Origin of the sequence: Pseudomonas fluorescens, from assembly GCF_000967965.1 — a bacterium.
Classification (GTDB): domain Bacteria; phylum Pseudomonadota; class Gammaproteobacteria; order Pseudomonadales; family Pseudomonadaceae; genus Aquipseudomonas; species Aquipseudomonas grandcourensis.
On record NZ_LACC01000022.1, the window covers coordinates 99,837 to 120,009 of the forward strand.

The 20,173-nt window shown below is 61.3% G+C and carries 19 protein-coding genes; 12 read left to right on the top strand and 7 right to left on the bottom strand.

From position 1 onward, the window contains the following. Positions 1-39 precede the first annotated feature (39 nt). The gene (gene eat / locus VC35_RS17370; protein ID WP_008052345.1) at positions 40-1,413 is read right to left on the bottom strand and encodes an ethanolamine permease; all 1,374 of its coding nucleotides are present in this window, start codon (positions 1,411-1,413) and stop codon (positions 40-42) included. 273 nt (positions 1,414-1,686) lie between these two features. Continuing rightward, positions 1,687-3,207, bottom strand: coding sequence for an acetaldehyde dehydrogenase ExaC (exaC, locus tag VC35_RS17375; protein WP_046041665.1), 1,521 nt, complete (start codon positions 3,205-3,207; stop codon positions 1,687-1,689). A gap of 299 nt (positions 3,208-3,506) precedes the next feature. On the opposite strand from exaC, the gene VC35_RS17380 reads away from it, so the two are divergent. From VC35_RS17380 to VC35_RS17395, 4 genes are all read left to right on the top strand, one after another. After that, complete coding sequence (locus VC35_RS17380; RefSeq protein ID WP_046041666.1) at positions 3,507-5,423, top strand: sigma-54-dependent Fis family transcriptional regulator; 1,917 nt, start codon at positions 3,507-3,509, stop codon at positions 5,421-5,423. A 158-nt stretch (positions 5,424-5,581) separates the two neighbouring features. Then, positions 5,582-6,931, top strand: a complete 1,350-nt coding sequence (mpl, locus tag VC35_RS17385) for a UDP-N-acetylmuramate:L-alanyl-gamma-D-glutamyl-meso-diaminopimelate ligase (protein ID WP_046041667.1) — start codon at positions 5,582-5,584, stop codon at positions 6,929-6,931. Next, positions 6,928-7,560: a flavin prenyltransferase UbiX gene (gene ubiX, locus VC35_RS17390; protein WP_046041668.1), complete on the top strand. Its 633-nt coding sequence runs from the start codon at positions 6,928-6,930 to the stop codon at positions 7,558-7,560. The genes mpl and ubiX overlap by 4 nt, the downstream gene beginning before the upstream one ends. Next, positions 7,553-7,837, top strand: coding sequence for a YceK/YidQ family lipoprotein (locus tag VC35_RS17395; protein ID WP_046041669.1), 285 nt, complete (start codon positions 7,553-7,555; stop codon positions 7,835-7,837). Before ubiX ends, VC35_RS17395 begins: the two co-directional genes overlap by 8 nt. Positions 7,838-7,996: 159 nt before the next feature. Here VC35_RS17395 and VC35_RS17400 read toward each other — a convergent pair whose 3' ends face one another. The 3 genes from VC35_RS17400 to VC35_RS17410 form a co-directional block, all read right to left on the bottom strand. Next, on the bottom strand, positions 7,997-8,638 hold the full coding sequence (locus VC35_RS17400) for an oxidoreductase (protein WP_046041670.1): 642 nt from the start codon (positions 8,636-8,638) through the stop codon (positions 7,997-7,999). A 27-nt stretch (positions 8,639-8,665) separates the two neighbouring features. Beyond that, positions 8,666-10,384: a C13 family peptidase gene (locus VC35_RS17405; RefSeq protein WP_046041671.1), complete on the bottom strand. Its 1,719-nt coding sequence runs from the start codon at positions 10,382-10,384 to the stop codon at positions 8,666-8,668. A gap of 114 nt (positions 10,385-10,498) precedes the next feature. Beyond that, positions 10,499-10,954: a MaoC family dehydratase gene (locus tag VC35_RS17410; protein WP_046041672.1), complete on the bottom strand. Its 456-nt coding sequence runs from the start codon at positions 10,952-10,954 to the stop codon at positions 10,499-10,501. A gap of 193 nt (positions 10,955-11,147) precedes the next feature. Between VC35_RS17410 and VC35_RS17415 the strand changes: the two genes are divergently transcribed. From VC35_RS17415 to VC35_RS17425, 3 genes are read left to right on the top strand one after another with little or no spacing between them, the layout of a single operon-like run. Continuing rightward, on the top strand, positions 11,148-11,510 hold the full coding sequence (locus VC35_RS17415) for a CidA/LrgA family protein (RefSeq protein WP_046041673.1): 363 nt from the start codon (positions 11,148-11,150) through the stop codon (positions 11,508-11,510). Beyond that, the gene (locus VC35_RS17420; protein WP_046041674.1) at positions 11,507-12,223 is read left to right on the top strand and encodes an LrgB family protein; all 717 of its coding nucleotides are present in this window, start codon (positions 11,507-11,509) and stop codon (positions 12,221-12,223) included. Before VC35_RS17415 ends, VC35_RS17420 begins: the two co-directional genes overlap by 4 nt. Before the next feature lie 10 nt (positions 12,224-12,233). Further along, positions 12,234-12,824: an LON peptidase substrate-binding domain-containing protein gene (locus tag VC35_RS17425; protein WP_046041675.1), complete on the top strand. Its 591-nt coding sequence runs from the start codon at positions 12,234-12,236 to the stop codon at positions 12,822-12,824. 12 nt (positions 12,825-12,836) lie between these two features. Here the strand turns inward: VC35_RS17425 and VC35_RS17430 are convergent, their stop codons facing one another. Together VC35_RS17430 and VC35_RS17435 are read right to left on the bottom strand one after the other, a co-directional pair. Beyond that, positions 12,837-14,153 (bottom strand): bifunctional DedA family/phosphatase PAP2 family protein, encoded by a 1,317-nt coding sequence (locus tag VC35_RS17430; RefSeq protein WP_046041676.1) that lies wholly within the window; start codon positions 14,151-14,153, stop codon positions 12,837-12,839. A 194-nt stretch (positions 14,154-14,347) separates the two neighbouring features. Next, positions 14,348-15,046: a DNA-3-methyladenine glycosylase gene (locus VC35_RS17435; RefSeq protein ID WP_046041833.1), complete on the bottom strand. Its 699-nt coding sequence runs from the start codon at positions 15,044-15,046 to the stop codon at positions 14,348-14,350. 189 nt (positions 15,047-15,235) lie between these two features. Between VC35_RS17435 and VC35_RS17440 the strand changes: the two genes are divergently transcribed. From VC35_RS17440 to mrdA, 5 genes are all read left to right on the top strand, one after another. After that, positions 15,236-16,507: a glutamate-5-semialdehyde dehydrogenase gene (locus VC35_RS17440; RefSeq protein ID WP_046041677.1), complete on the top strand. Its 1,272-nt coding sequence runs from the start codon at positions 15,236-15,238 to the stop codon at positions 16,505-16,507. A 1-nt stretch (position 16,508) separates the two neighbouring features. Further along, on the top strand, positions 16,509-17,198 hold the full coding sequence (gene nadD, locus VC35_RS17445) for a nicotinate-nucleotide adenylyltransferase (protein WP_046041678.1): 690 nt from the start codon (positions 16,509-16,511) through the stop codon (positions 17,196-17,198). A gap of 72 nt (positions 17,199-17,270) precedes the next feature. After that, on the top strand, positions 17,271-17,765 hold the full coding sequence (gene rsfS, locus VC35_RS17450) for a ribosome silencing factor (RefSeq protein ID WP_046041679.1): 495 nt from the start codon (positions 17,271-17,273) through the stop codon (positions 17,763-17,765). 9 nt (positions 17,766-17,774) lie between these two features. Further along, on the top strand, positions 17,775-18,242 hold the full coding sequence (gene rlmH, locus VC35_RS17455) for a 23S rRNA (pseudouridine(1915)-N(3))-methyltransferase RlmH (RefSeq protein WP_008052376.1): 468 nt from the start codon (positions 17,775-17,777) through the stop codon (positions 18,240-18,242). Positions 18,243-18,252: 10 nt separating this feature from the next. Next, on the top strand, positions 18,253-20,148 hold the full coding sequence (mrdA, locus tag VC35_RS17460) for a penicillin-binding protein 2 (protein WP_046041680.1): 1,896 nt from the start codon (positions 18,253-18,255) through the stop codon (positions 20,146-20,148). Positions 20,149-20,173: the final 25 nt, after the last annotated feature.

Here is a 20,173-nt window from a genome sequence, read left to right on the forward strand (position 1 = left end):
TAATGCAGGCGCCAGGCTCGGGGCCCGGCGCCGGTGCATTCATATACCTTCGAGCATAGCGTCTGCCGGTGCCTCGGAACGTTGCTTGGCGGTCAACTGGAAGTACAGGTAACCGGCAACCATGAAGCCGAGGAAAACCAGGCCGATCAGGGTGTTGAACCAGGCCATCGCCACCAGGCACACCACCGCCAGGAACAACGCGATCCCCGGCACGATCGGATAGCCCGGCGCGCGGAAGGTGCGCTCCAGGTTCGGTTCCGTCTTACGCAGCTTGAACAGGCTCAGCATACTGATGATGTACATCACGATGGCGCCGAATACCGACATGGTGATCATCGCCGCCGTCAGGGTCATGCCTTGCAGGTTGACCAGGCCGTCGCTGTAGATCGCCGCGATGCCGATCACGCCACCGGCCAGAATCGCCCGATGCGGCGTCTGGAAGCGCGAGAGTTTGGCCAGGCCTTTGGGCAAGTAACCGGCGCGAGCCAGGGCGAAGAACTGCCGGGAATAGCCAAGAATGATCCCGTGGAAGCTCGCCACCAGGCCGAACAGACCGATCCATACCAGCATGTGCATCCAGGTCGAATTATTGCCGACCACGGCTTTCATCGCCTGGGGCAACGGATCGTTGATGTTCGACAATTGACGCCAGTCGCCGACGCCGCCGGCCATCACCATCACGCCGATGGCCAGGAACACCAGGGTCAGAATGCCGCTGACGTAGGCCTTGGGGATCGTGCGTTTCGGGTCCTTGGCTTCCTCGGCGGCCATGGCCGCGCCTTCGATGGCGAGGAAGAACCAGATCGCGAAGGGAATGGCGGCGAAAATACCGGGAATCGAGCCCATCGTGAACTCGTTCGAACCGGACCAGCCATTGAGTACGAAGTTACTGAAGCTGAAGCCCGGGGCGACCACGCCCATGAACACCAGCAATTCGGCGACCGCCAGCACAGTGACCACCAACTCGAAGGTGGCCGCGATGCTGACGCCGAGGATGTTCAGGCCCATGAACACGAAATAGGCGCCAACAGCGGCGATTTTCGGGTCAAGTTCCGGGTATTGCACGTTGAGGTAGGCGCCGATGGCCATGGCGATGGCCGGTGGCGCAAAGACGAATTCGATCAGGGTGGCGATGCCGGCGATCAACCCGCCTTTCTCACCAAAGGCCCGGCGGCTGTAGGCAAACGGTCCGCCAGCGTGGGGAATCGCCGTCGTCAGTTCGGTGAAGCTGAAGATGAAGCAGGTGTACATCGTCGCCACCATCAACGCGGTGACGAGAAAACCCAGCGTGCCTGCGGTGCCCCAGCCGTAACTCCAGCCGAAGTACTCGCCGGAAATCACCAGGCCGACGGCAATACCCCATAAATGCAGGGTGCCGAGTGTGGGTTTGAGCTGTGTGGAAGAAGTAGTCATAAGTCCTCTCTAATTTTTATTGTTCGATCTTTTGGACTTTCGGGTACGACGGGTTGGGTGCAAATCCTGAATGATGGGTAGGCAAGGCCCGTGCCAGAGCGGCCAGGCCTTGAGTGTTGAGTCATTTAGGATGCCATCGCGAGCAAGCTCGCTCCCACAGGGTTCTGTGTCAGGTCTCAAAAGGTGGATTCACCACAAAAACCTGTGGGAGCGGGCTTGCTCGCGAAGGCGGTAGAAAGGGCGACACAGAAACACCTGTGTCGCCCCCGGTTTTTAGAAGAAGCCCAGCGGATTGATGTCGTAGCTCACCAGCAGGTTTTTGGTCTGCTGATAGTGGTCGAGCATCATCTTGTGGGTTTCACGACCGACGCCGGACTTCTTGTAACCACCGAACGCGGCGTGCGCCGGGTACAGGTGGTAGCAGTTGGTCCACACCCGGCCGGCCTTGATGGCACGGCCCATGCGGTAGGCGCGGTTGATATCGCGGGTCCAGAGGCCGGCACCCAGGCCGAACTCGGTGTCGTTGGCGATGGCCAGGGCTTCAGCTTCGTCCTTGAAGGTGGTGATGCTCACCACCGGGCCAAAGATTTCTTCCTGGAACACGCGCATTTTGTTGGTGCCCTTGAGCAGGGTCGGCTGGATGTAATACCCGCTTGCCAGGCTACCCTCGAGTTTTTCCACCTTGCCGCCAGTCAGCAGCTCGGCGCCTTCGCCCTTGGCGATTTCCAGGTACGAAAGGATTTTGTCGAATTGCTGCTCGGACGCCTGGGCGCCGACCATGGTGTCGGTATCCAGCGGGTCGCCACGCTTGATTTGCAGGACCTTCTTCATCACCACTTGCATGAATTCGTCGTAGATCGACTCTTGCACCAGGGCGCGGGATGGGCAGGTGCAGACTTCGCCCTGGTTGAAGAACGCCAGCACCAGGCCTTCGGCGGCCTTCTCGATGAAGGACGGTTCGGCCTTCATGATGTCTTCGAAGAAGATGTTTGGCGACTTGCCACCCAGTTCAACAGTGGACGGAATGATGTTTTCCGCCGCGCATTTCATGATGTGCGAGCCGACCGGGGTCGAGCCGGTGAAAGCGATCTTGGCGATGCGCTTGCTGGTGGCCAGCGCTTCGCCGGCTTCGCGACCGAAACCCTGGACGATGTTCAGCACGCCGGGTGGCAGCAGGTCGCCGATCAGTTCGAGCAGCACGGTGATGCCCAGCGGGGTTTGCTCGGCGGGTTTGAGTACCACGCAGTTGCCAGCGGCGAGAGCCGGGGCGAGTTTCCAGGCGGCCATCAGGATCGGGAAGTTCCACGGGATGATCTGCCCGACCACGCCCAGGGGTTCATGGATGTGATAGGCCACTGTGTTGCCGTCGATTTCAGCAGCACTGCCTTCCTGAGCGCGAATGCAGCCGGCGAAGTAGCGGAAGTGGTCGGCGGCCAGCGGGATGTCGGCGTTGAGGGTTTCACGCACGGCTTTGCCGTTGTCCCAGGACTCGGTGATCGCCAGCAGCTCCAGGTTCTGTTCGATGCGGTCGGCGATTTTCAGCAGCACCAGCGAGCGCGCCTGGGCGGACGTGGCGCCCCAGGCATCGGCAGCGGCGTGGGCAGCGTCCAGGGCCTTGTCGATGTCTTCGGCCGTGGAACGGGGGAATTCGGCAATCGGTTGGCCATTCACTGGCGAGGTATTGGTGAAGTACTGACCTTTGACAGGCGCGACGAACTCGCCGCCGATGTAGTTACCGTATTTGGCTTTGAACGAAACGATAGCGCCTTCAGTACCGGGGTGAGCGTAACGCATGGTGGTCTCTCCTTGCTTTTGTGCTTATAGGGAGTCGCGCATGTGCGCTTGCTTTAAGCGTAGAGCAAGGGCCGGGCCAGTGCCTTGCATGTCAGGTAAATCAAGGCCTTGCGAGGTTTTTGTCGGACGGGCGGGCAGCGCCTGTGACGCTTTCGGTACAGCCATGGTGACACTTTGTACCCTTTGTGGCACAGCTCGTGACCAACCGGTCTTGCAGGCATTGCAATGCGGGCCGGGCTGGAGGATGCTCGGCATCACCTCATGCACGGGACGCCGAGCCCCGGGGAGAATAATAAGAAATGCACGACAATCATTTGAGTCGCCATGCCCAGCAAGTATTGACGGTGACTCAGGGCAAGACCCACCTCCACGGTCCTGGCAGTGATCCGTCCATCGCCCGTTCCTGGCTGCGCTGCCTTGAGGACTATCACCTCGATCCGGCCCTGAGCATCGCGCCGACGGTGCTGGAACACGGCCGTGTCCTGGAAAGCCGCGAACGCTTGCAGCAAGTGCTGCACATCGCCGGCAATGAAATGACCAGCCTGCATCAACAACTCTCCGGCGCCGGCCATGCTGTGCTGCTGACCGACGCCCGCGGCGTGATCCTCAACTGCGTCACCGCGCCCTCCGAGCGGCAGATTTTCGAGCGTGCCGGCCTCTGGCTTGGTGCCGACTGGAGCGAGGCCTGCGAAGGCACCAATGGTATCGGCACCTGCCTGGTGGAACGTCAGTCGCTGACCATCCATCAGGACGAACACTTTCGCGGCCGCCACACCGGCCTGACCTGCTCGGCGAGCCCGGTCTTCGATCCCCATGGCGAATTGCTGGCGGTGCTCGACGTGTCGTCGGCGCGGCGTGATGTGTCGCGGCAAAGCCAGTTCCACACCATGGCGCTGGTCAATCTGTCGGCGAAGATGATCGAGAGTTGCTACTTCCTGCGCTGCTTCGACAATCAATGGTTGCTGCGTTTTCACTTGCAGGCCGAGTCCGTCGGTTTGTTCAGCGAAGGGTTGCTGGCGTTCGACGGGGAAGGGCGCATTTGCGCGGTCAATCAGAGTGCGCTGAACCTGTTGGGACATATTCGTGGCGGGTTGCTGGGTAAGCCGGTTGAGGCGTTTTTCGATTGCTCGCTCGATGAGTTGCTCGGACGCGCGAGCACCAATGCCGCCGCCAGTTGGCCGTTGCGCACCCGTGATGGTCGCAAGCTGTTCGCGGTATTGCGCGGTGAGGCACGGCGACCGCTGCCGATTCCGATGGTGCCAGCGGCCAAGGTTGCACAAGCGCCGCGCCTGTCGGGCATTTGCCTGGATGACGCGACGTTGCAGGCGGACTTCCGCAAGGCCTTGCGCGTCTATGAGCGCGACGTGCCGCTGCTGATCAACGGCGAAACCGGGTCCGGCAAGGAGGCCTTTGCCAAAGCGGTGCACCACGCCAGCCAGCGGGCGGAGAAAGCCTTTGTCGCCCTCAATTGCGCGGCCATTCCCGAAAGCCTGATCGAAAGCGAGCTGTTCGGATATCGCGGCGGCAGCTTTACCGGTGCGCGCAAAGAAGGCATGCGCGGCAAGTTGCAACAGGCCGACGGCGGGACGTTGTTCCTCGATGAAATCGGTGACATGCCACTGGCCTTGCAGACGCGCTTGCTGAGGGTGCTGGAAGACCGGCAAGTGGTGCCGATCGGTGGCGAACCGGAAGCGGTGAATGTGCGGATTATCAGCGCCACTCACCGCAACTTGCTGGATCGTGTGCAGGGCGGCAGCTTCCGTGAGGATTTGTATTACCGCCTCAACGGGCTGGAAGTCGCGTTGCCGGCCTTGCGTGATCGCAGCGACAAATCTCGGTTGCTCGATTTTTTGCTGGCCGAGGAAGCGGGCGGAGAAACGGTGTTGATCGACGGGCCGGCGCGGGAGGCCTTATTGGGGTTTGCCTGGCCGGGCAACGTGCGGCAGTTGCGAAATGTGCTGCGTACGTTGTCGGCGTTGTGTGAGGGCGGGCGGATCGGGCTGGAGGATTTGCCGGCGATGATTCGTTCGGCCAGGCCGGCGGTGGCACAGGCTATCGAGGAGCCATCGGAGCATCCACTGGAAGATGCCGAACGGCTGGCGTTGCTCACGGCGCTGGGGCAGACGCGCTGGCATATGACTCACACGGCTGAGCAGTTGGGGGTCAGTCGAAACACCCTCTATCGGAAGCTGCGTAAACACGGGATTGCCCGGTAGACCGTGTCGCGCCCTTCGCGAGCAGGTTCGCTCTCACAGGGTCTGCGCAGGCCTTGTGGGAGCGAGCCTGCTCGCGAAGGCGTCTTCATATACTGAAACACAAGGTGCGATTTTCCCCTCCCTAAGCTAACCTGCGGCCATGTTTTACGAGGTCGACTATGCACATTCATATTCTTGGTATCTGCGGCACTTTCATGGGGTCAATGGCGGTTCTGGCCAAGGAGTTGGGCCATCACGTGACGGGCTCCGATGCCAACGTCTATCCGCCGATGAGCACTCAGCTGCAAGCCCAGGGCATTGAATTGACCCAAGGCTATGACCCGGCGCAACTCGATCCGGCCCCTGATCTGGTGGTGATCGGCAACGCCATGTCCCGGGGCAACCCGGCTGTGGAGTACGTGCTGAACAAAGGCCTGCCTTACGTCTCCGGCCCGCAATGGCTGGCCGATCACGTGCTGCAAGGTCGCTGGGTGCTGGCGGTTGCCGGTACGCACGGCAAGACCACCACCAGCAGCATGCTGGCCTGGGTGCTGGAGCACGCGGGCATGGCCCCGGGCTTCCTGATTGGCGGCGTGCCGCAAAACTTCTCGGTGTCGGCGCGCCTGGGCGATACGCCGTTCTTCGTCATTGAAGCCGACGAGTACGACAGTGCGTTCTTCGACAAGCGCTCCAAGTTCGTGCACTACCGCCCGCGCACGGCAATCCTGAACAACCTTGAATTTGATCACGCGGACATCTTCCCGGACCTGCCGGCCATCGAGCGGCAGTTCCATCACTTGGTGCGGACCATCCCGAGCGAAGGCTTGGTGATTCATCCGACCACTGAGCCGGCCTTGCAGCGCGTGATCGAGATGGGTTGCTGGACGCCGGTGCAAACCACCGGTGCCGGCGGTCAGTGGCAGGTCAAGCTGCTCAGTGAAGATGGCTCGAAGTTCGAAGTGATGTTCGAAGGTGTCGCCCAGGGCGTGGTCGAGTGGGACATGACTGGCCAGCACAACGTCGCCAACGCCCTGGCGACCCTGGCTGCTGCACGCCACGTCGGTGTGGTGCCGTCCATGGGCATCGCCGCGTTGAGCGCTTTCAAAAGCGTGAAGCGCCGGATGGAAAAAGTCGCGGAAGTCGGTGGCATCACCATTTATGACGACTTCGCTCACCACCCGACTGCCATCGCCACCACGCTGGATGGCCTGCGCAAGCGCATCGGCGATGCACCGTTGATTGCGATCATCGAGCCGCGTTCCAACTCCATGAAGCTTGGCGCACACCGAGACGGATTGCCGGAAAGCGTGGTCGATGCCGATCAGGTGATCTGGTACGCACCGGCCAACCTCGGCTGGGATCTGGCGGGCACCGCGGCGCTGTGCACCGTGCCGTCGATTGTCAGCGACTCCCTGGAAGGCATCATCGAGCGCGTGAAAAGCCAGGCCCGGCCCGGCACCCACGTGGTGATCATGAGCAACGGCGGCTTCGGCGGCCTGCACGGCAAACTGGCCGAGGCGCTTAAATGAACAACGGCCCGGACCGCATCACCCTGGCGATGACCGGCGCTTCAGGCGCCCAGTACGGTTTGCGCCTGCTCGACTGTCTGGTGCGGGAAGATCGTGAAGTGCACTTCATGATTTCCAAGGCCGCGCAGTTGGTGATGGCCACCGAAACCGACGTCACGCTGCCGGCCAAGCCGCAGATGATGCAGGCGTTCCTCACCGAATACACGGGGGCTGCCGCCGGGCAGATTCGGGTGTACGGCAAGGAAGACTGGATGTCGCCGGTGGCTTCGGGCTCCGGCGCGCCAGCGGCAATGGTGGTGGTGCCGTGTTCCACGGGCACGTTGTCGGCCATCGCTACCGGCGCCTGCAACAACCTGATCGAACGGGCCGCCGATGTGACGCTCAAAGAGCGTCGGCAGTTGATCCTGGTGCCCCGTGAAGCGCCGTATTCGAGCATTCACCTGGAGCACATGCTCAAGTTGTCGAACATGGGCGTGACAATCCTGCCGGCATCACCGGGCTTCTATCATCAGCCGCAAACCATCGACGACCTGATCGATTTCGTCGTGGCACGGATCCTTAACCTGCTGAATATTCCTCAGGACATGTTGCCGCGCTGGGGCGAGCATCATCTGACCAGCGATGAATAAGTTGCTGGTGATGGTGCTGGCGCTGCAATTGGCCGGGTGCGCCACGGCGCGCACCCTCGATGCGGCCAAGCCGGGGGCGCCGGTGGTGTACTCGGGAACTCGTCTGGATTTGTACGCGATGAACGGTGGGTGCTGCGCCATGGACCGTTTCGGCGCGGAAGCGCCGAGCTACCCGGGCGTTGATCTGCCGGCGAGTGCGTTGCTCGACACGCTGCTGTTGCCGCTGTCATTACTGACGGTGATAGGGGTGAGTTTTCAGGCGACGGGTGGTTTGTAGGTATAGCGCTTTTGTGGCGAGGGGGCTTGTCGGAACGCCGCACCGCCACGTTCGGCTGCGCAGCAGTCGTAATCCGGTGCGACTCAGTGTTACTGAACAAACGAAGAGGGCCGCTTCGCGACCCAACGGGGGCAAGCCCCCTCGCCACAGGTCCGCGGATCACTTGCCGAGTTTGCGCAGCTCATCCGACTCGACAACCCTGACCCCGTCCTGCTCTTCCAGCGCCAGACGCCACATCGCGCGAGCCAGTTGGCATGCCTCGATACCATGGTATTTGCCAGGGATCAGCCGAGACAACGGACCGGCGAACTTCTCGCCCAGTCGCGGTTCAGTGCGATCACCCAGCAACAGCGAAGGGCGGCAGATTGTCAGCTGCGGCCAGTCCTGCGCGCGCAATGCGTACTCCATCTCGCCTTTGACCCGGTTGTAGAAAATCGAGGATCTGCGATCGGCTCCCAGAGCACTGATCACGATCAGGTGCCGTGCGCCCATCTCCCGTGCGCGTTTGGCAAAGGCCACGACCATGTCCAGGTCCACCGCGCGGAACGCCTGTTCCGAGCCCGCCTGTTTGATGGTGGTGCCCAGGCAGCAGTAGGCGATGTCGACACGGCCGTTCAACTGCGGCAGAAACTCCGCCGGATTGCCGACGGGGTTTTCAAGGTGCGGGTGCTTGGCCAGCGGCCGGCGTGAGGGGGCCAATACCCGGGTAATCGTTGGCTCGTTAAGCAGGCGATCAAGCAGATGCTCACCGGTCAGCCCGGTGGCTCCGGCAAGCAATACGTGCTGAGGCGTCAAGTACATAGTGTTTCTCCCTTGATACTATTCAGCTTAGTTGCTGTTTGCATCCTTGCTTTCGATGGACGCACTTTGCAGGGCTTTTCGTGCCTGCTGTTTGCGCAGTAACTGCCAATGCGAGAGCACGGTTTTCGGTGCCCAGATCTGTGGTTCGGACGCTTCGAATCCGTCTGCCAGCTCACGTTCGGCGACAGTGGCCTTGGCCAGTTTGAAGGCTTGTTCCAGGTCATCGGTCTGGTTCAGGGCCTGGGCGAACAGGGCGTCGCCGAAGTAAGTGAAGTTGGCTTCCTCCGAGCAACCGAAGGACACTCGGTCGGCTCGCGAGGCCGTCATGATCAGGGTCCGTTCATCCTTGAGGGCGGGAATGAAACCGCCGGAGTAGCAGGACGAAATCACGATGATCTTGTCGCGGTTTTTCAGGGGGGCGAGAACAGCGGCCAATTCGTCGGCCGGCAGATCGGCCAATTCCATGCGTGGCTGGTCCAGCACCAGTTCGTGTTCGCTGGTGCCGTGGCTGGTCAGGTAGATGAAAATCAGGTCTTCCGGACCGCTGCGTTCGGCCAGCGTCAGGGCAGCCCGGCGCAGGTTTTCCCGGGTGGCCATCGGGCGGTCGGCGAGGTGGTCACGATGGTTCACCAGACGGATCTGGCCAAGGGTGCCAAAACGGGTGCTGAGCATGTTGGCGACGTAGTCGGATTCGCGCAGAAACACGCTTTGCTTGCCGTCGCCACCCAGGGTCAACGAATACAGCTCCACCGCCGGGGTCGAGGGTGGAACGTTGGCCAGCGCTGCGTCGAGCAGGCGCCCCTGGGCCAGCAGGCCGAGCTCCAGGGTGTCGGGCAATAATTTGCCCTCGGCGTCGCGTACACGCTGGCCGTTGATCCAGGTGCCGCTGAGCACGGTGCCATCGGTCAACACCAATGTGCCGCGCCCCTGGTAACTGTCGTTGTCGAACTGGCCGGTGTAAAAGCTGCCGTCGGACAGGTTCAGCCGGCCCTGGCCGGAAAAGCGCCAGTCATTGAACTGGCCGATGTAGTGGCTGCCGTCAGTGCCGATCAACTCACCCTTGCCGTTCAGCGAGCCTTCCTTGAACTGGCCCAGCCAGACATCGCCGTCGGCGTTTTCGTAGCGGCCCTTGCCGTGCAGTTGATTGTTCTTGAAGCCGCCGACATACATGTCGCCGTCGGCGCTGTTGAAAGTCCCGTTGCCTTCCAGTTGGCCGTCGACGAAGTGCCCGGTGAACTGATTGCCGTTGCCGTCGCCGCGTTGTCCTTCGCCATTGGGTTTGCCGTGGGCGAACTGGCCCTGATAGGAGCTGCCGTCTTCGAGTTCGAGGCGACCCAGGCCGGCGTATTGATCGGCCTTGAACTCTCCGCGATAGCTCATGCCGTTTTCTTTGAGGGTACCTTCGCCGTTGCGCCGGCCGGCCTTGAAGCCGCCGCTGTAGCTGCTGGCGTTGGTGGTCAGTGCCCCCTGGCCGTCGAACAGTCCCTGATTGAACTGCCCGCGATAGACTTCGCCATTGCTGCCATGCCATTCGCCCTGGCCTTGCCACTGGCCCTTGTCGAATTCGCCGGCGTACCAGCTGCCGTTCGGGTAGTCGATACGCCCCTTGCCTTGCAGCAAGCCATTGACCAGGTCACCGCGATAGCGTCCGCCGTCGGGTAGGCGTGCGTCAGGAGGCAATGGCGATTCGCCGTTGCCGCAAGCGGTGAGCATCAGGGTCAAGGCGAGGAGTGCAAGTGGGCGCATAGCGGATTCCGGGCAATTAGGCGAGGGAGTATGCCGCAGCTATGTGCCCTTATACAGGGCGAGGTACCGGCAGAGGGCGCGAAACAGCGTGAGCTGCTTCGCATCCAGGACGGTTTATACGAAGCACAGGGACAGGGGTTCGGCGATGTACGCCGGTTTGTCCGAACCTTCGATTTCCAGGGTGGTGGTGGCCTTGAGCAGCCATTGGCCGGGTTTCTTCTCGATGACTTCGGTCAGGTCGACCTTCAGACGCACTTTCGAATTGACCTTGACCGGCTGGATGAAGCGCACGCTGTCGAGGCCGTAGTTGACCACCATCTTCAAGCCTTCGGGCATGACGAGGATGTCTTCCATCAGTTTCGGGATCAGTGATAACGACAGGAAACCATGAGCGATGGTGCTGCCAAATGGCGTTTGCGCGGCCTTGACCGGGTCGACGTGGATGAACTGAAAATCCCCTGTGGCTTCAGCGAACAGGTTGATGCGGTCCTGATCGATGGTGAGCCATTCGGAACGTCCAAGTTCCTTGCCGACATAATCTTTGAGCTCTGCAACTGGAACATAGGGCATTGAGACTCTCCTTGGGTTCATCGGTTTTATGGTTTTGGCTTGCGGGGATCTGACCTCCCGGCTTACCACTTTAGATCAACATGGCCAAACGCTCCGGTCAACTGACCATGCTTTTGGCGAATGCCGGTCTATAGCGCGAGCATGCTTATAATGCCTGGCCAATGCGGGTGACGGATTTTGCGGGAGATCTTTGATGTTGTTACGGGGCCTGACGTGGCTGGTGCTGTTCCAATTGCTCGGTACTGCGATCAATCATTTGTTCTTGCCGGTGCTGCCGGGACCGATTGTGGGGTTGCTGCTATTGCTGGTGTACCTCATCTGTCGCGGACAGGTCGGCGAGCCGCTGAACCTGGCGGCCAGCAGCCTGCTGCGCTACCTGCCGCTGTTGCTGGTGCCGCCGGCCGTGGGCGTGATGGTCTACGCCGCTGACATCGCGGCGGACTTCTGGGCCATTGTCGGTGCGCTGGTGTTGTCGCTGCTGCTTTCCATGGCCTTCGCCGGGGTGCTGATGCAACGCATGGTCAAGGGTCATGCTCACTCCGAGGACAGCCAATGATCTTCGACTGGCACGGCGCCTGGACGTCGGTGATTCATCATCCCTTGTTTGGTATCGGCATTACCCTTGGCGCCTATCAACTCGTCCTGGCGGCATTCGAGAAAACCCGCTGGATCTTTTTGCAGCCGGTGTTGGTCTCCATGTTGCTGGTGATCGGCGTGCTGGTGGGCTGCGGCCTGACTTACGCCGAGTACCGCAAGAGCACCGAGATTCTCAGCATCCTGCTCGGCCCTGCCACTGTCGCCCTGGCGGTGCCGCTTTATCTCAACCTGCGACGGATTCGGCAGTTGTTCTGGCCGATATTTACTACGCTGGTGATAGGTGGGGTGGTGGCCACGGGGATGGGCGTGTTGCTGGGCTGGTCGTTCGGTGCCGAACATATGATCCTGATGACCATGGCGCCGAAATCGGTGACCTCGCCTATCGCTATGTTGGTGGCCGAGCAGATCGGTGGTGTCGCGGCGTTGGCAGCGGTGTTCGTCTTGATTACTGGCGTGATCGGGGCGATTTTCGGTCCAGCCCTGTTAACCAGGCTGGGCGTGCATAGCCCGGAAGCCAGGGGTATGGCGCTGGGCATGACGGCCCACGCGGTCGGCACGGCGGTGGCGATGCAGGAAAGTGAAGAGTGCGGCGCCTTCGCGGCGCTGGCGATGAGTTTGATGGGCGTGGCCACGGCGGTGTTCCTGCCGTTGGCGGTGTCGATGGTGGTGTAAGGAAATGTCTATGAGTCTGCCGCTTTTTCCGCTCAATACAGTGCTGTTTCCAGGCTGCATCCTCGATTTGCAGATTTTCGAGGCGCGCTATCTGGACATGATCGGCCGCTGCATGAAGCAGGGCGGTGGTTTCGGCGTGGTATGCATCCTCGAGGGTGAAGAGGTCGGGATCGCTCCGGCCGGCTACGCGCTGGTGGGCTGTGAAGCGCTGATTACCGATTTCAAACAGCAGGACAACGGTCTGCTGGGGATTCGGGTTCAGGGTGGACGGCGATTCCATGTATTGCGAACGGAAGTCCAGCGCGATCAGTTGACCGTCGCCGAGGTCGAGTGGCTGGAAGACGAACCGGAGCAGCCACTGCAGGATGAGGACGCCGATCTGGTGGCATTGCTCAAGGCCCTGGCGGAACACCCAATGGTTGAAGCCTTGAACATGGGCACCGAAGCGACCGGCCAGCAGTCGCTGGCCAATCAGTTGGCGTACCTGTTGCCTTTCGCTGAACTGGACAAGATCGACCTGCTGCAACTCGATGATCCGCAGCAACGACTGGATGCGATTCAGGCGTTGCTGGATGAGTTGCAGGGGGAGTTGTTTGCCTGACAGGCGCTTTTGCTAATACGCATACCGCAGCATCGTATGCGGCAAATGCCGCAACACGAAGAAGCCGAACAATGCCAGCAACGCCGGCAACACCAGCCACCAGACCTTGGGGGGCAAGGCGTTGAGCGGCTCCTTGCGCTGGATGAGCCACAGGCTCGCCGCGCAGACACACGCCGCCAGCATTGCGCCAGCCAATACATCTGTCGGCCAATGCGCTCCGAGGTAAACCCGCGAAAGCGCAATTGCCGTTGCGGGCAGGCAGCCCACCAATAACCAGGTCAGACGCATCCGAGGCGGTTGTCCGCGTCCCGCCAGGACGGCGAGGGCGAGGAACAGCGCGAAAGACCCTGAAGCATGGCCGCTGGGCATGCTGTAGCTGGTGAGCGGATCGCTCAACACTTCGGGGCGCATTCGGGCAAAGAGGTATTTGGTCGCGGTGTTCGCCAATGCCGTGCAGAGCAGGGTGCTTGCGGTGAAGATCGCCGGGCGCCATTGGCGCATCAGCAGCAGCAAACCTGTCAGCAGCACGCTGAACAACAGCATGTTGCGGAATTCGCCGATCAGCGTGAAGACCACCGCCACCTCATCAAGCATCGAGTTGCGATGCTCCTGCACCAGGGTCATCAACCCTTGATCGAGGGCGCCAAGGTGCGGATAGCCGATGAACAACCCCGTCAGAATGAGAAAGCTCATGCCAGCGATCAACGCTGTAGACCTGCGATGCTGGCGCAAGCTGCTGGTGGCGCTCAACCCCACCATCACCGCAATGCTGCCGGCAACGATCCCGGCCTGGGTCCAGAAACCTTCAGGCAATGGCAATCGAATGGCCGCCCCGGTAGCCCAGCCTGGCAGCAGATAAGCCACCGACCAGCCTGCACCGGCCAGCAGACTGACGGCAATGAAACGTGGGAAGGGCATGTCGCACATGCCGGCGACCATGGGCAGCATCGGCCGCAATGGTCCGATAAAACGCCCGACCAGCAGGCTGGCGGTGCCATAGCGCTGGAAATAGGCCTCGGCCCCGGCGATCCACTCCGGATGATGGCGCAAGCCTGGTAGGCGCCGGATGTTCTGATGAAAATGCCGTCCAAGGAAATACGAAACCACGTCACCCAACACACCGGCGAGGAAGCCCAGCAACAAGGTTTCACTCAGCGGCAACGCACCGCTGCCGGCCAGCACCGCAACGGTGAACAGTAAAACCGTGCCGGGGACGATCAGCCCGGCAATCGCCAGGCATTCCACAAAGGCCACCAGGAATATTGCCGCCGCCAGCCATTGCGGGTTGACCGTCAACCAACCGGTCACGCTATCGAGCCATAGGCCCATAAAAACCACTCCATCAAATGTTCAATTGCTTCCAGGGGATAAGTGCAACTTTGAATGCGCCACTGACCCCTGTGGGAGCGGGCTTGCCCGCGAATAGGCCCTTTCAGTCGATATCGACGTCGCCTGACACTCCGCCTTCGCGGGCAAGCCCGCTCCCACAGGGGATTCCTTCAGTTTCAAAATCCGGGTCAGTCTCAGGACAGCACAAAATAATCGCGACCTTCGACCTGGCCCCGTCGTAGCGGGTTGCGCGTGCAATAAGCCGCGTAGGCAGCGTCGACAAAACGGTACATCAGGTGTTCGTCGCGTCCGTGGGGAATGCCCAGGCGCGTGCTCTGGATGATGTGGGCAGGGGTCTGGCCGACGTGTTCTACCAGCAGCACCTCATGATCGAAGCGCTTGGCGTCCCATGCCGGCACTTTCAGGCCCAGTGCCTTGCACAGCAGGGTTTGCCCGGCGCAGAGTTTTTGTGACGGGCGAGGGCGGCCCTGGGCATCGGGATTGTTCAATAGCATCTGTGCCAGGCTGCCCGGCCCGCTCAATTGATCGACCCACGGGTAGGCGGATTTGATCAACACGGCGTTACCCGGCCCTTGGGCGCTGAAATTCAGCGAATCACCACCCCGGGCGTAATACATATAAATGTGGCCGCCATCCAGAAACAAAGCTTTACGCTTTTCTGTATAGCCGAGGGACGCGTGGCTACCCTTTTCTGCGCAGTAATAGGCTTCGGTTTCGATGATCCGGGCACTGAGCCACAGGTCACCAACCCGATGGCGAATGACTTTGCCCAGTAAGTCCCGGGCCAGAATTTGCGCGTCACGGTCGAAAAACGCGTCCGGGAGGCCCGTGGGCAGGCTCACGGCGGACGCTCGAACAGTCAGGTTGGACATGATGACCGGCATTTGTCAGGGCTGAATGAGTCGTGATGATAACAATTTGCAGCTTAATCCCGGCTGAACATCGGCAAATTGCCCTCCATTTCGACCATCCGCCCGTCACCGCTGTTAGTCAGTGGGCGCGACAGCTATAATCTGTCGCTTTACTCTTTACCAAGACCTAATCAAAGACCACGCCAGACCATGACTGAGTCCGTTCTTGACTACATGACCCGCCTGGGTCGCGCTGCCCGCGAAGCTTCCCGCGTGATCGGCCGTGCCAGTACCGCGCAGAAAAACCGCGCCCTGCAGGCCGCCGCCAATGCGCTGGACGCTGCCCGCGCCGAGCTGACGGCGGCCAATGAACAGGATTTGGCCGCTGGTCGCGCCAATGGTCTTGAGCCGGCCCTGCTTGAGCGCCTGGCACTGACCCCGGCGCGTATCGACGGCATGATCGTCGGCCTGCGTCAGGTAGCAGCGCTGCCGGACCCGGTCGGCGCGATCCGCGACATGAGCTTCCGTCCGTCCGGTATTCAGGTCGGCAAGATGCGCGTGCCATTGGGCGTGATCGGAATCATCTACGAGTCGCGGCCGAACGTGACCATCGATGCCGCGAGCCTGTGCCTGAAGTCTGGTAACGCGACCATCCTGCGTGGCGGTTCCGAGGCCATTCATTCCAATCGCGCCATCGCCGCCTGCATTCAGCGTGGCCTGGCCGAGGCCGATTTGCCGGCTGCCGTAGTGCAAGTGGTCGAAACCACCGATCGTGCTGCCGTCGGCGCGCTGATCACCATGCCCGAATACGTCGATGTCATCGTGCCGCGCGGCGGCCGTGGTCTGATCGAGCGTGTCAGCCGTGACGCCCGTGTACCGGTGATCAAGCATCTGGACGGCATCTGCCATGTTTATGTGAGTGAGCGCGCCGACCTGGCCAAGGCCCAGCGCATTGCGTTCAACGCCAAGACTTACCGTTATGGCATCTGCGGTGCCATGGAAACGTTGCTGGTGGATCAAACCGTCGCCAAGGATTTCCTGCCGGCGATGGCGGCCCAGTTCCGCGAAAAAGGCGTCGAACTGCGCGGTTGCGAGCGCACCCGGGCGATCATCGATGCCGTGCCGGCCACCGAGGAAGACTGGAGCACCGAGTACCTGGCGGCGATTCTGTCGATCCGCGTAGTCGACGGATTGGACCAAGCCATCGAGCACATCAATCATTACGGTTCCCATCACACCGATTCGATTGTCAGCGAACATCAGGGCGACACCCGGCGTTTCGTGGCTGAAGTCGACTCCTCGTCGGTGATGATCAATACCCCGACATGCTTCGCCGATGGCTTCGAATACGGATTGGGTGCCGAGATCGGCATTTCTACTGATAAGCTGCACGCCCGCGGCCCGGTGGGCCTCGAAGGACTGACCTGCGAGAAGTACATCGTGGTCGGTGACGGGCAGTTGCGCGGACAGGAGCCGGTCTGACTTGGGCGACTTCGACCCGTCAGCCCCGGTCACCGTCAGCGAGCCAGCCCCTCGCCGCATTGGCGTGCTGGGCGGAACGTTCGACCCGGTGCACATCGGCCATTTGCGCGGTGCACTGGAAGTCGCCGAAACACTGGCGCTCGATGAACTGCGCCTGACACCCAGTGCCCGGCCGCCCCATCGGGACAAGCCGCAGGTGTCGGCAAAAGACCGTCTGGCGATGGTCGAGTGCGCGGTGGCCGGTGTGGCACCGTTGGTGGTGGACGCCCGCGAATTGCAGCGGGACAAACCGTCCTACACCATTGATACCCTGGAACTGATGCGCGCCGAACTGGCCGCGGATGACCAGGTTTTTCTGCTTTTGGGCTGGGACGCTTTTTGCGGCCTGCCCACTTGGCACCGCTGGGAAGAGTTGCTCCAGCATTGCCATATCCTGGTGTTGCAACGCCCGGATGCCGACAGCGAACCGCCGGATGCCTTGCGCAACCTGCTGGCAGCGCGCTCGGTGAGCGACCCGTTGGCCCTCAAAGGGCCGAGCGGACAGATTGCATTCGTCTGGCAGACACCGCTCGCGGTATCCGCCACCCAGATCCGTCAACTGCTGGCCAGCGGTAAGTCGGTACGTTTCCTGGTGCCCGACGCGGTCCTGGCCTACATCGATGCGCACGGACTCTACCGTGCGTCGAACTGAATAGGAGTGCCTCAGGCACGTGGCAACAACGTGTATTGAAGCGCCCGAACAAACGAGCAAAACGAGTTTTATATGACGAGCAACGACGTAAGCAAAGTAAAACGCAAAGGCACATTCAAGAGTGCCCCACTGCCGGAAAAGGTCCTCGCCGCCGAGCCGCCTAAAGGCGACGAGCTGGTCAAGATCGCCGTAGCCGCCCTGGAAGACGTCAAGGCCCAGGACGTGCTGGTGATTGATGTTCGCGACAAGCAGAGCATCACTGACTACATGATCATCGCCACCGGTACCTCCAACCGCCAGATCGGCGCGATGCTGGACAAGGTTCGCGAGGCCGTCAAAGCCCTGGGTATCAAGCCGCTGGGTGAAGAAGGCAAGGGCGACAGCGACTGGGTGCTGTTGGACATGGACGACGTGATCGTCCACATGATGACCTCCAACGCCCGCCAGTTCTACGACCTGGAGCGCCTGTGGAAAGGTGCCGAGCAGAGCCGTGCGGCCGATGGCAAGCACCACAGCCCTGAAGTTGGTCACGAGCATTTCAACAAGCTCAACAAAGACCAGGAATAAGGGACCGCTGTGCGACTGCGACTGATCGCCGTCGGTTCACGCATGCCCAAGTGGGTGGAAGAAGGCTGGCATGAATATGCCAAGCGTCTTCCGTCCGAGCTGGCGCTGGAACTGGTGGAAATACCGCTCAATACCCGTGGCAAGAACGCCGACGTGGCCCGTTTCATCCGCCAGGAAGGCGAAGCCATGCTGGCCAAGGTCGGGCCGAACGAGCGGATTGTCACTCTCGAAGTCCATGGCAAGCCCTGGAGCACCGAGCAACTGGCGGTCGAGCTCGATCGCTGGCGGCTGGACTCGCGCACGGTCAACTTCATGGTCGGTGGCCCCGAGGGGTTGGCGCCGGAAGTCTGTGCCCGGGCTGACCAGCGTTGGTCGTTGTCGCCGCTGACCTTGCCGCACCCGCTGGTGCGGATCCTGATCGGCGAACAGATGTACCGTGCCTGGACCGTGCTGTCCGGTCACCCTTACCACAAGTAGTTCTGCCCTCATGTCCCAGCCGATCCGCATCAAGGACCACGAAAAAGACGCCCGTCTGGTGCGTGGCCGCGTCGTGTTCGGGGCAATTGCGGTGGTCACGCTGATTGGCGTACTGATCGCGCGCCTGTATTTCCTGCAGGTGATCCAGTACGAGTACCACTCGACCCTGTCGGAAAACAACCGCGTCCATGTACAGCCGATTCCACCCACTCGTGGATTGATTTTCGACCGCAATGGCGTGGTGATTGCCGACAACCGGCCCAGCTTCAGCTTGAGCATGACCCGCGAGCGTTCTGGCGATTGGCAGCAAGTGCTCGACGTGATCGTCGAAGTGCTGGAGCTGACGCCCGAGGACCGGGTGATCTTCGAGAAGCGCATGCGTCAGGGGCGTCGACCGTTCGAACCGGTGCCGATCCTGTTCGAGCTGACCGAAGAGCAGATCGCCCGCATCGCCGTGAACCAGTTCCGCCTGCCGGGGGTGGAAGTGGTCGCCCAACTGGTTCGTCACTATCCCCAGGGCGCGCATTTTGCGCACTCGGTGGGCTACATGGGGCGGATCAACGAGAAAGAGCTCAAGTCTCTGGACCCGGTCAGTTATAGCGGCACCCATCAGATCGGCAAAACCGGCATCGAGCGTTTCTATGAGCCGGAGCTGCATGGTCAGGTGGGTTACGAGGAGGTCGAGACCAACGCTCGGGGCCGTGTATTGCGGGTGCTCAAGCGCACCGAACCGGTTTCCGGCAAAGACATCGTCCTGAGCCTGGACATCAAATTGCAGGAAGCCGCCGAAACCGCGCTCGGCGGTCGTCGTGGTGCGGTGGTGGCCCTGAACCCGAAAACCGGCGAGGTGCTGGCGATGGTCAGTCAGCCGAGCTTCGATCCGAACCTGTTCGTCACCGGCATCAGCTCCAAGGCCTATTCCGAACTGCGCGACTCCATCGACCGGCCGCTATTCAATCGCGTGCTGCGCGGTCTGTACCCGCCGGGTTCGACCATCAAGCCTGCCGTGGCGATTGCCGGCCTGGATTCGGGTGTGGTGACTGCCTCGACCCGGGTGTTCGACCCCGGCTACTACATGCTGCCCAACTACGATCACAAGTACCGCAACTGGAACCGCACCGGTGATGGTTTTGTCGACCTCGACACGGCGATCATGCGTTCCAACGACACCTACTTCTATGACCTGGCCCACAAGCTGGGGATCGATCGGCTGTCGTCGTATCTGTCCAAGTTCGGTATCGGTCAGAAGGTTTCCCTGGACATGTTCGAGGAATCGCCGGGTCTGATGCCGACCCGCGAATGGAAGCGCGCGACCCGTCGCCAGGCATGGTTCCCGGGCGAAACGCTGATTCTCGGGATCGGTCAGGGCTACATGCAGTCGACCCCGTTGCAGCTGGCCCAGGCCACGGCGCTGGTGGCCAACAAAGGCATCTGGAACCGTCCTCACCTGGCCAAGACCATCGAAGGCGAGAAACCGGTGGATCAGAACCCGATGCCGGACATTATCCTGCGCGATCCATCTGACTGGACCAAGGTCAACCACGGCATGCAGCAGGTGATGCACGGCGCCCGCGGTACGGCACGCAAGGCTTCGATCGGTGCGCAGTACCGCATCGCCGGCAAGAGTGGTACGGCCCAGGTGGTCGCGATCAAGCAGGGTGAGAAGTACGACCGCTCCAAGGTTCAGGAGCGCCATCGCGACCACGCCTTGTTCGTGGGCTTCGCCCCGGCGGACGATCCGCAGATCGTGGTGTCGGTGATGGTCGAGAACGGTGAGTCCGGCTCCGGCGTCGCCGCGCCAGTGGTGCGTCAGATCATGGACGCCTGGTTGCTCGACCAGAACGGGCACCTCAAAGCCGAATACGCCAGCCCTAATAGCGCGGAGGCCACGGCCCGTGATGAATAATTTTGATCGCATGCTCTCCAGTGAG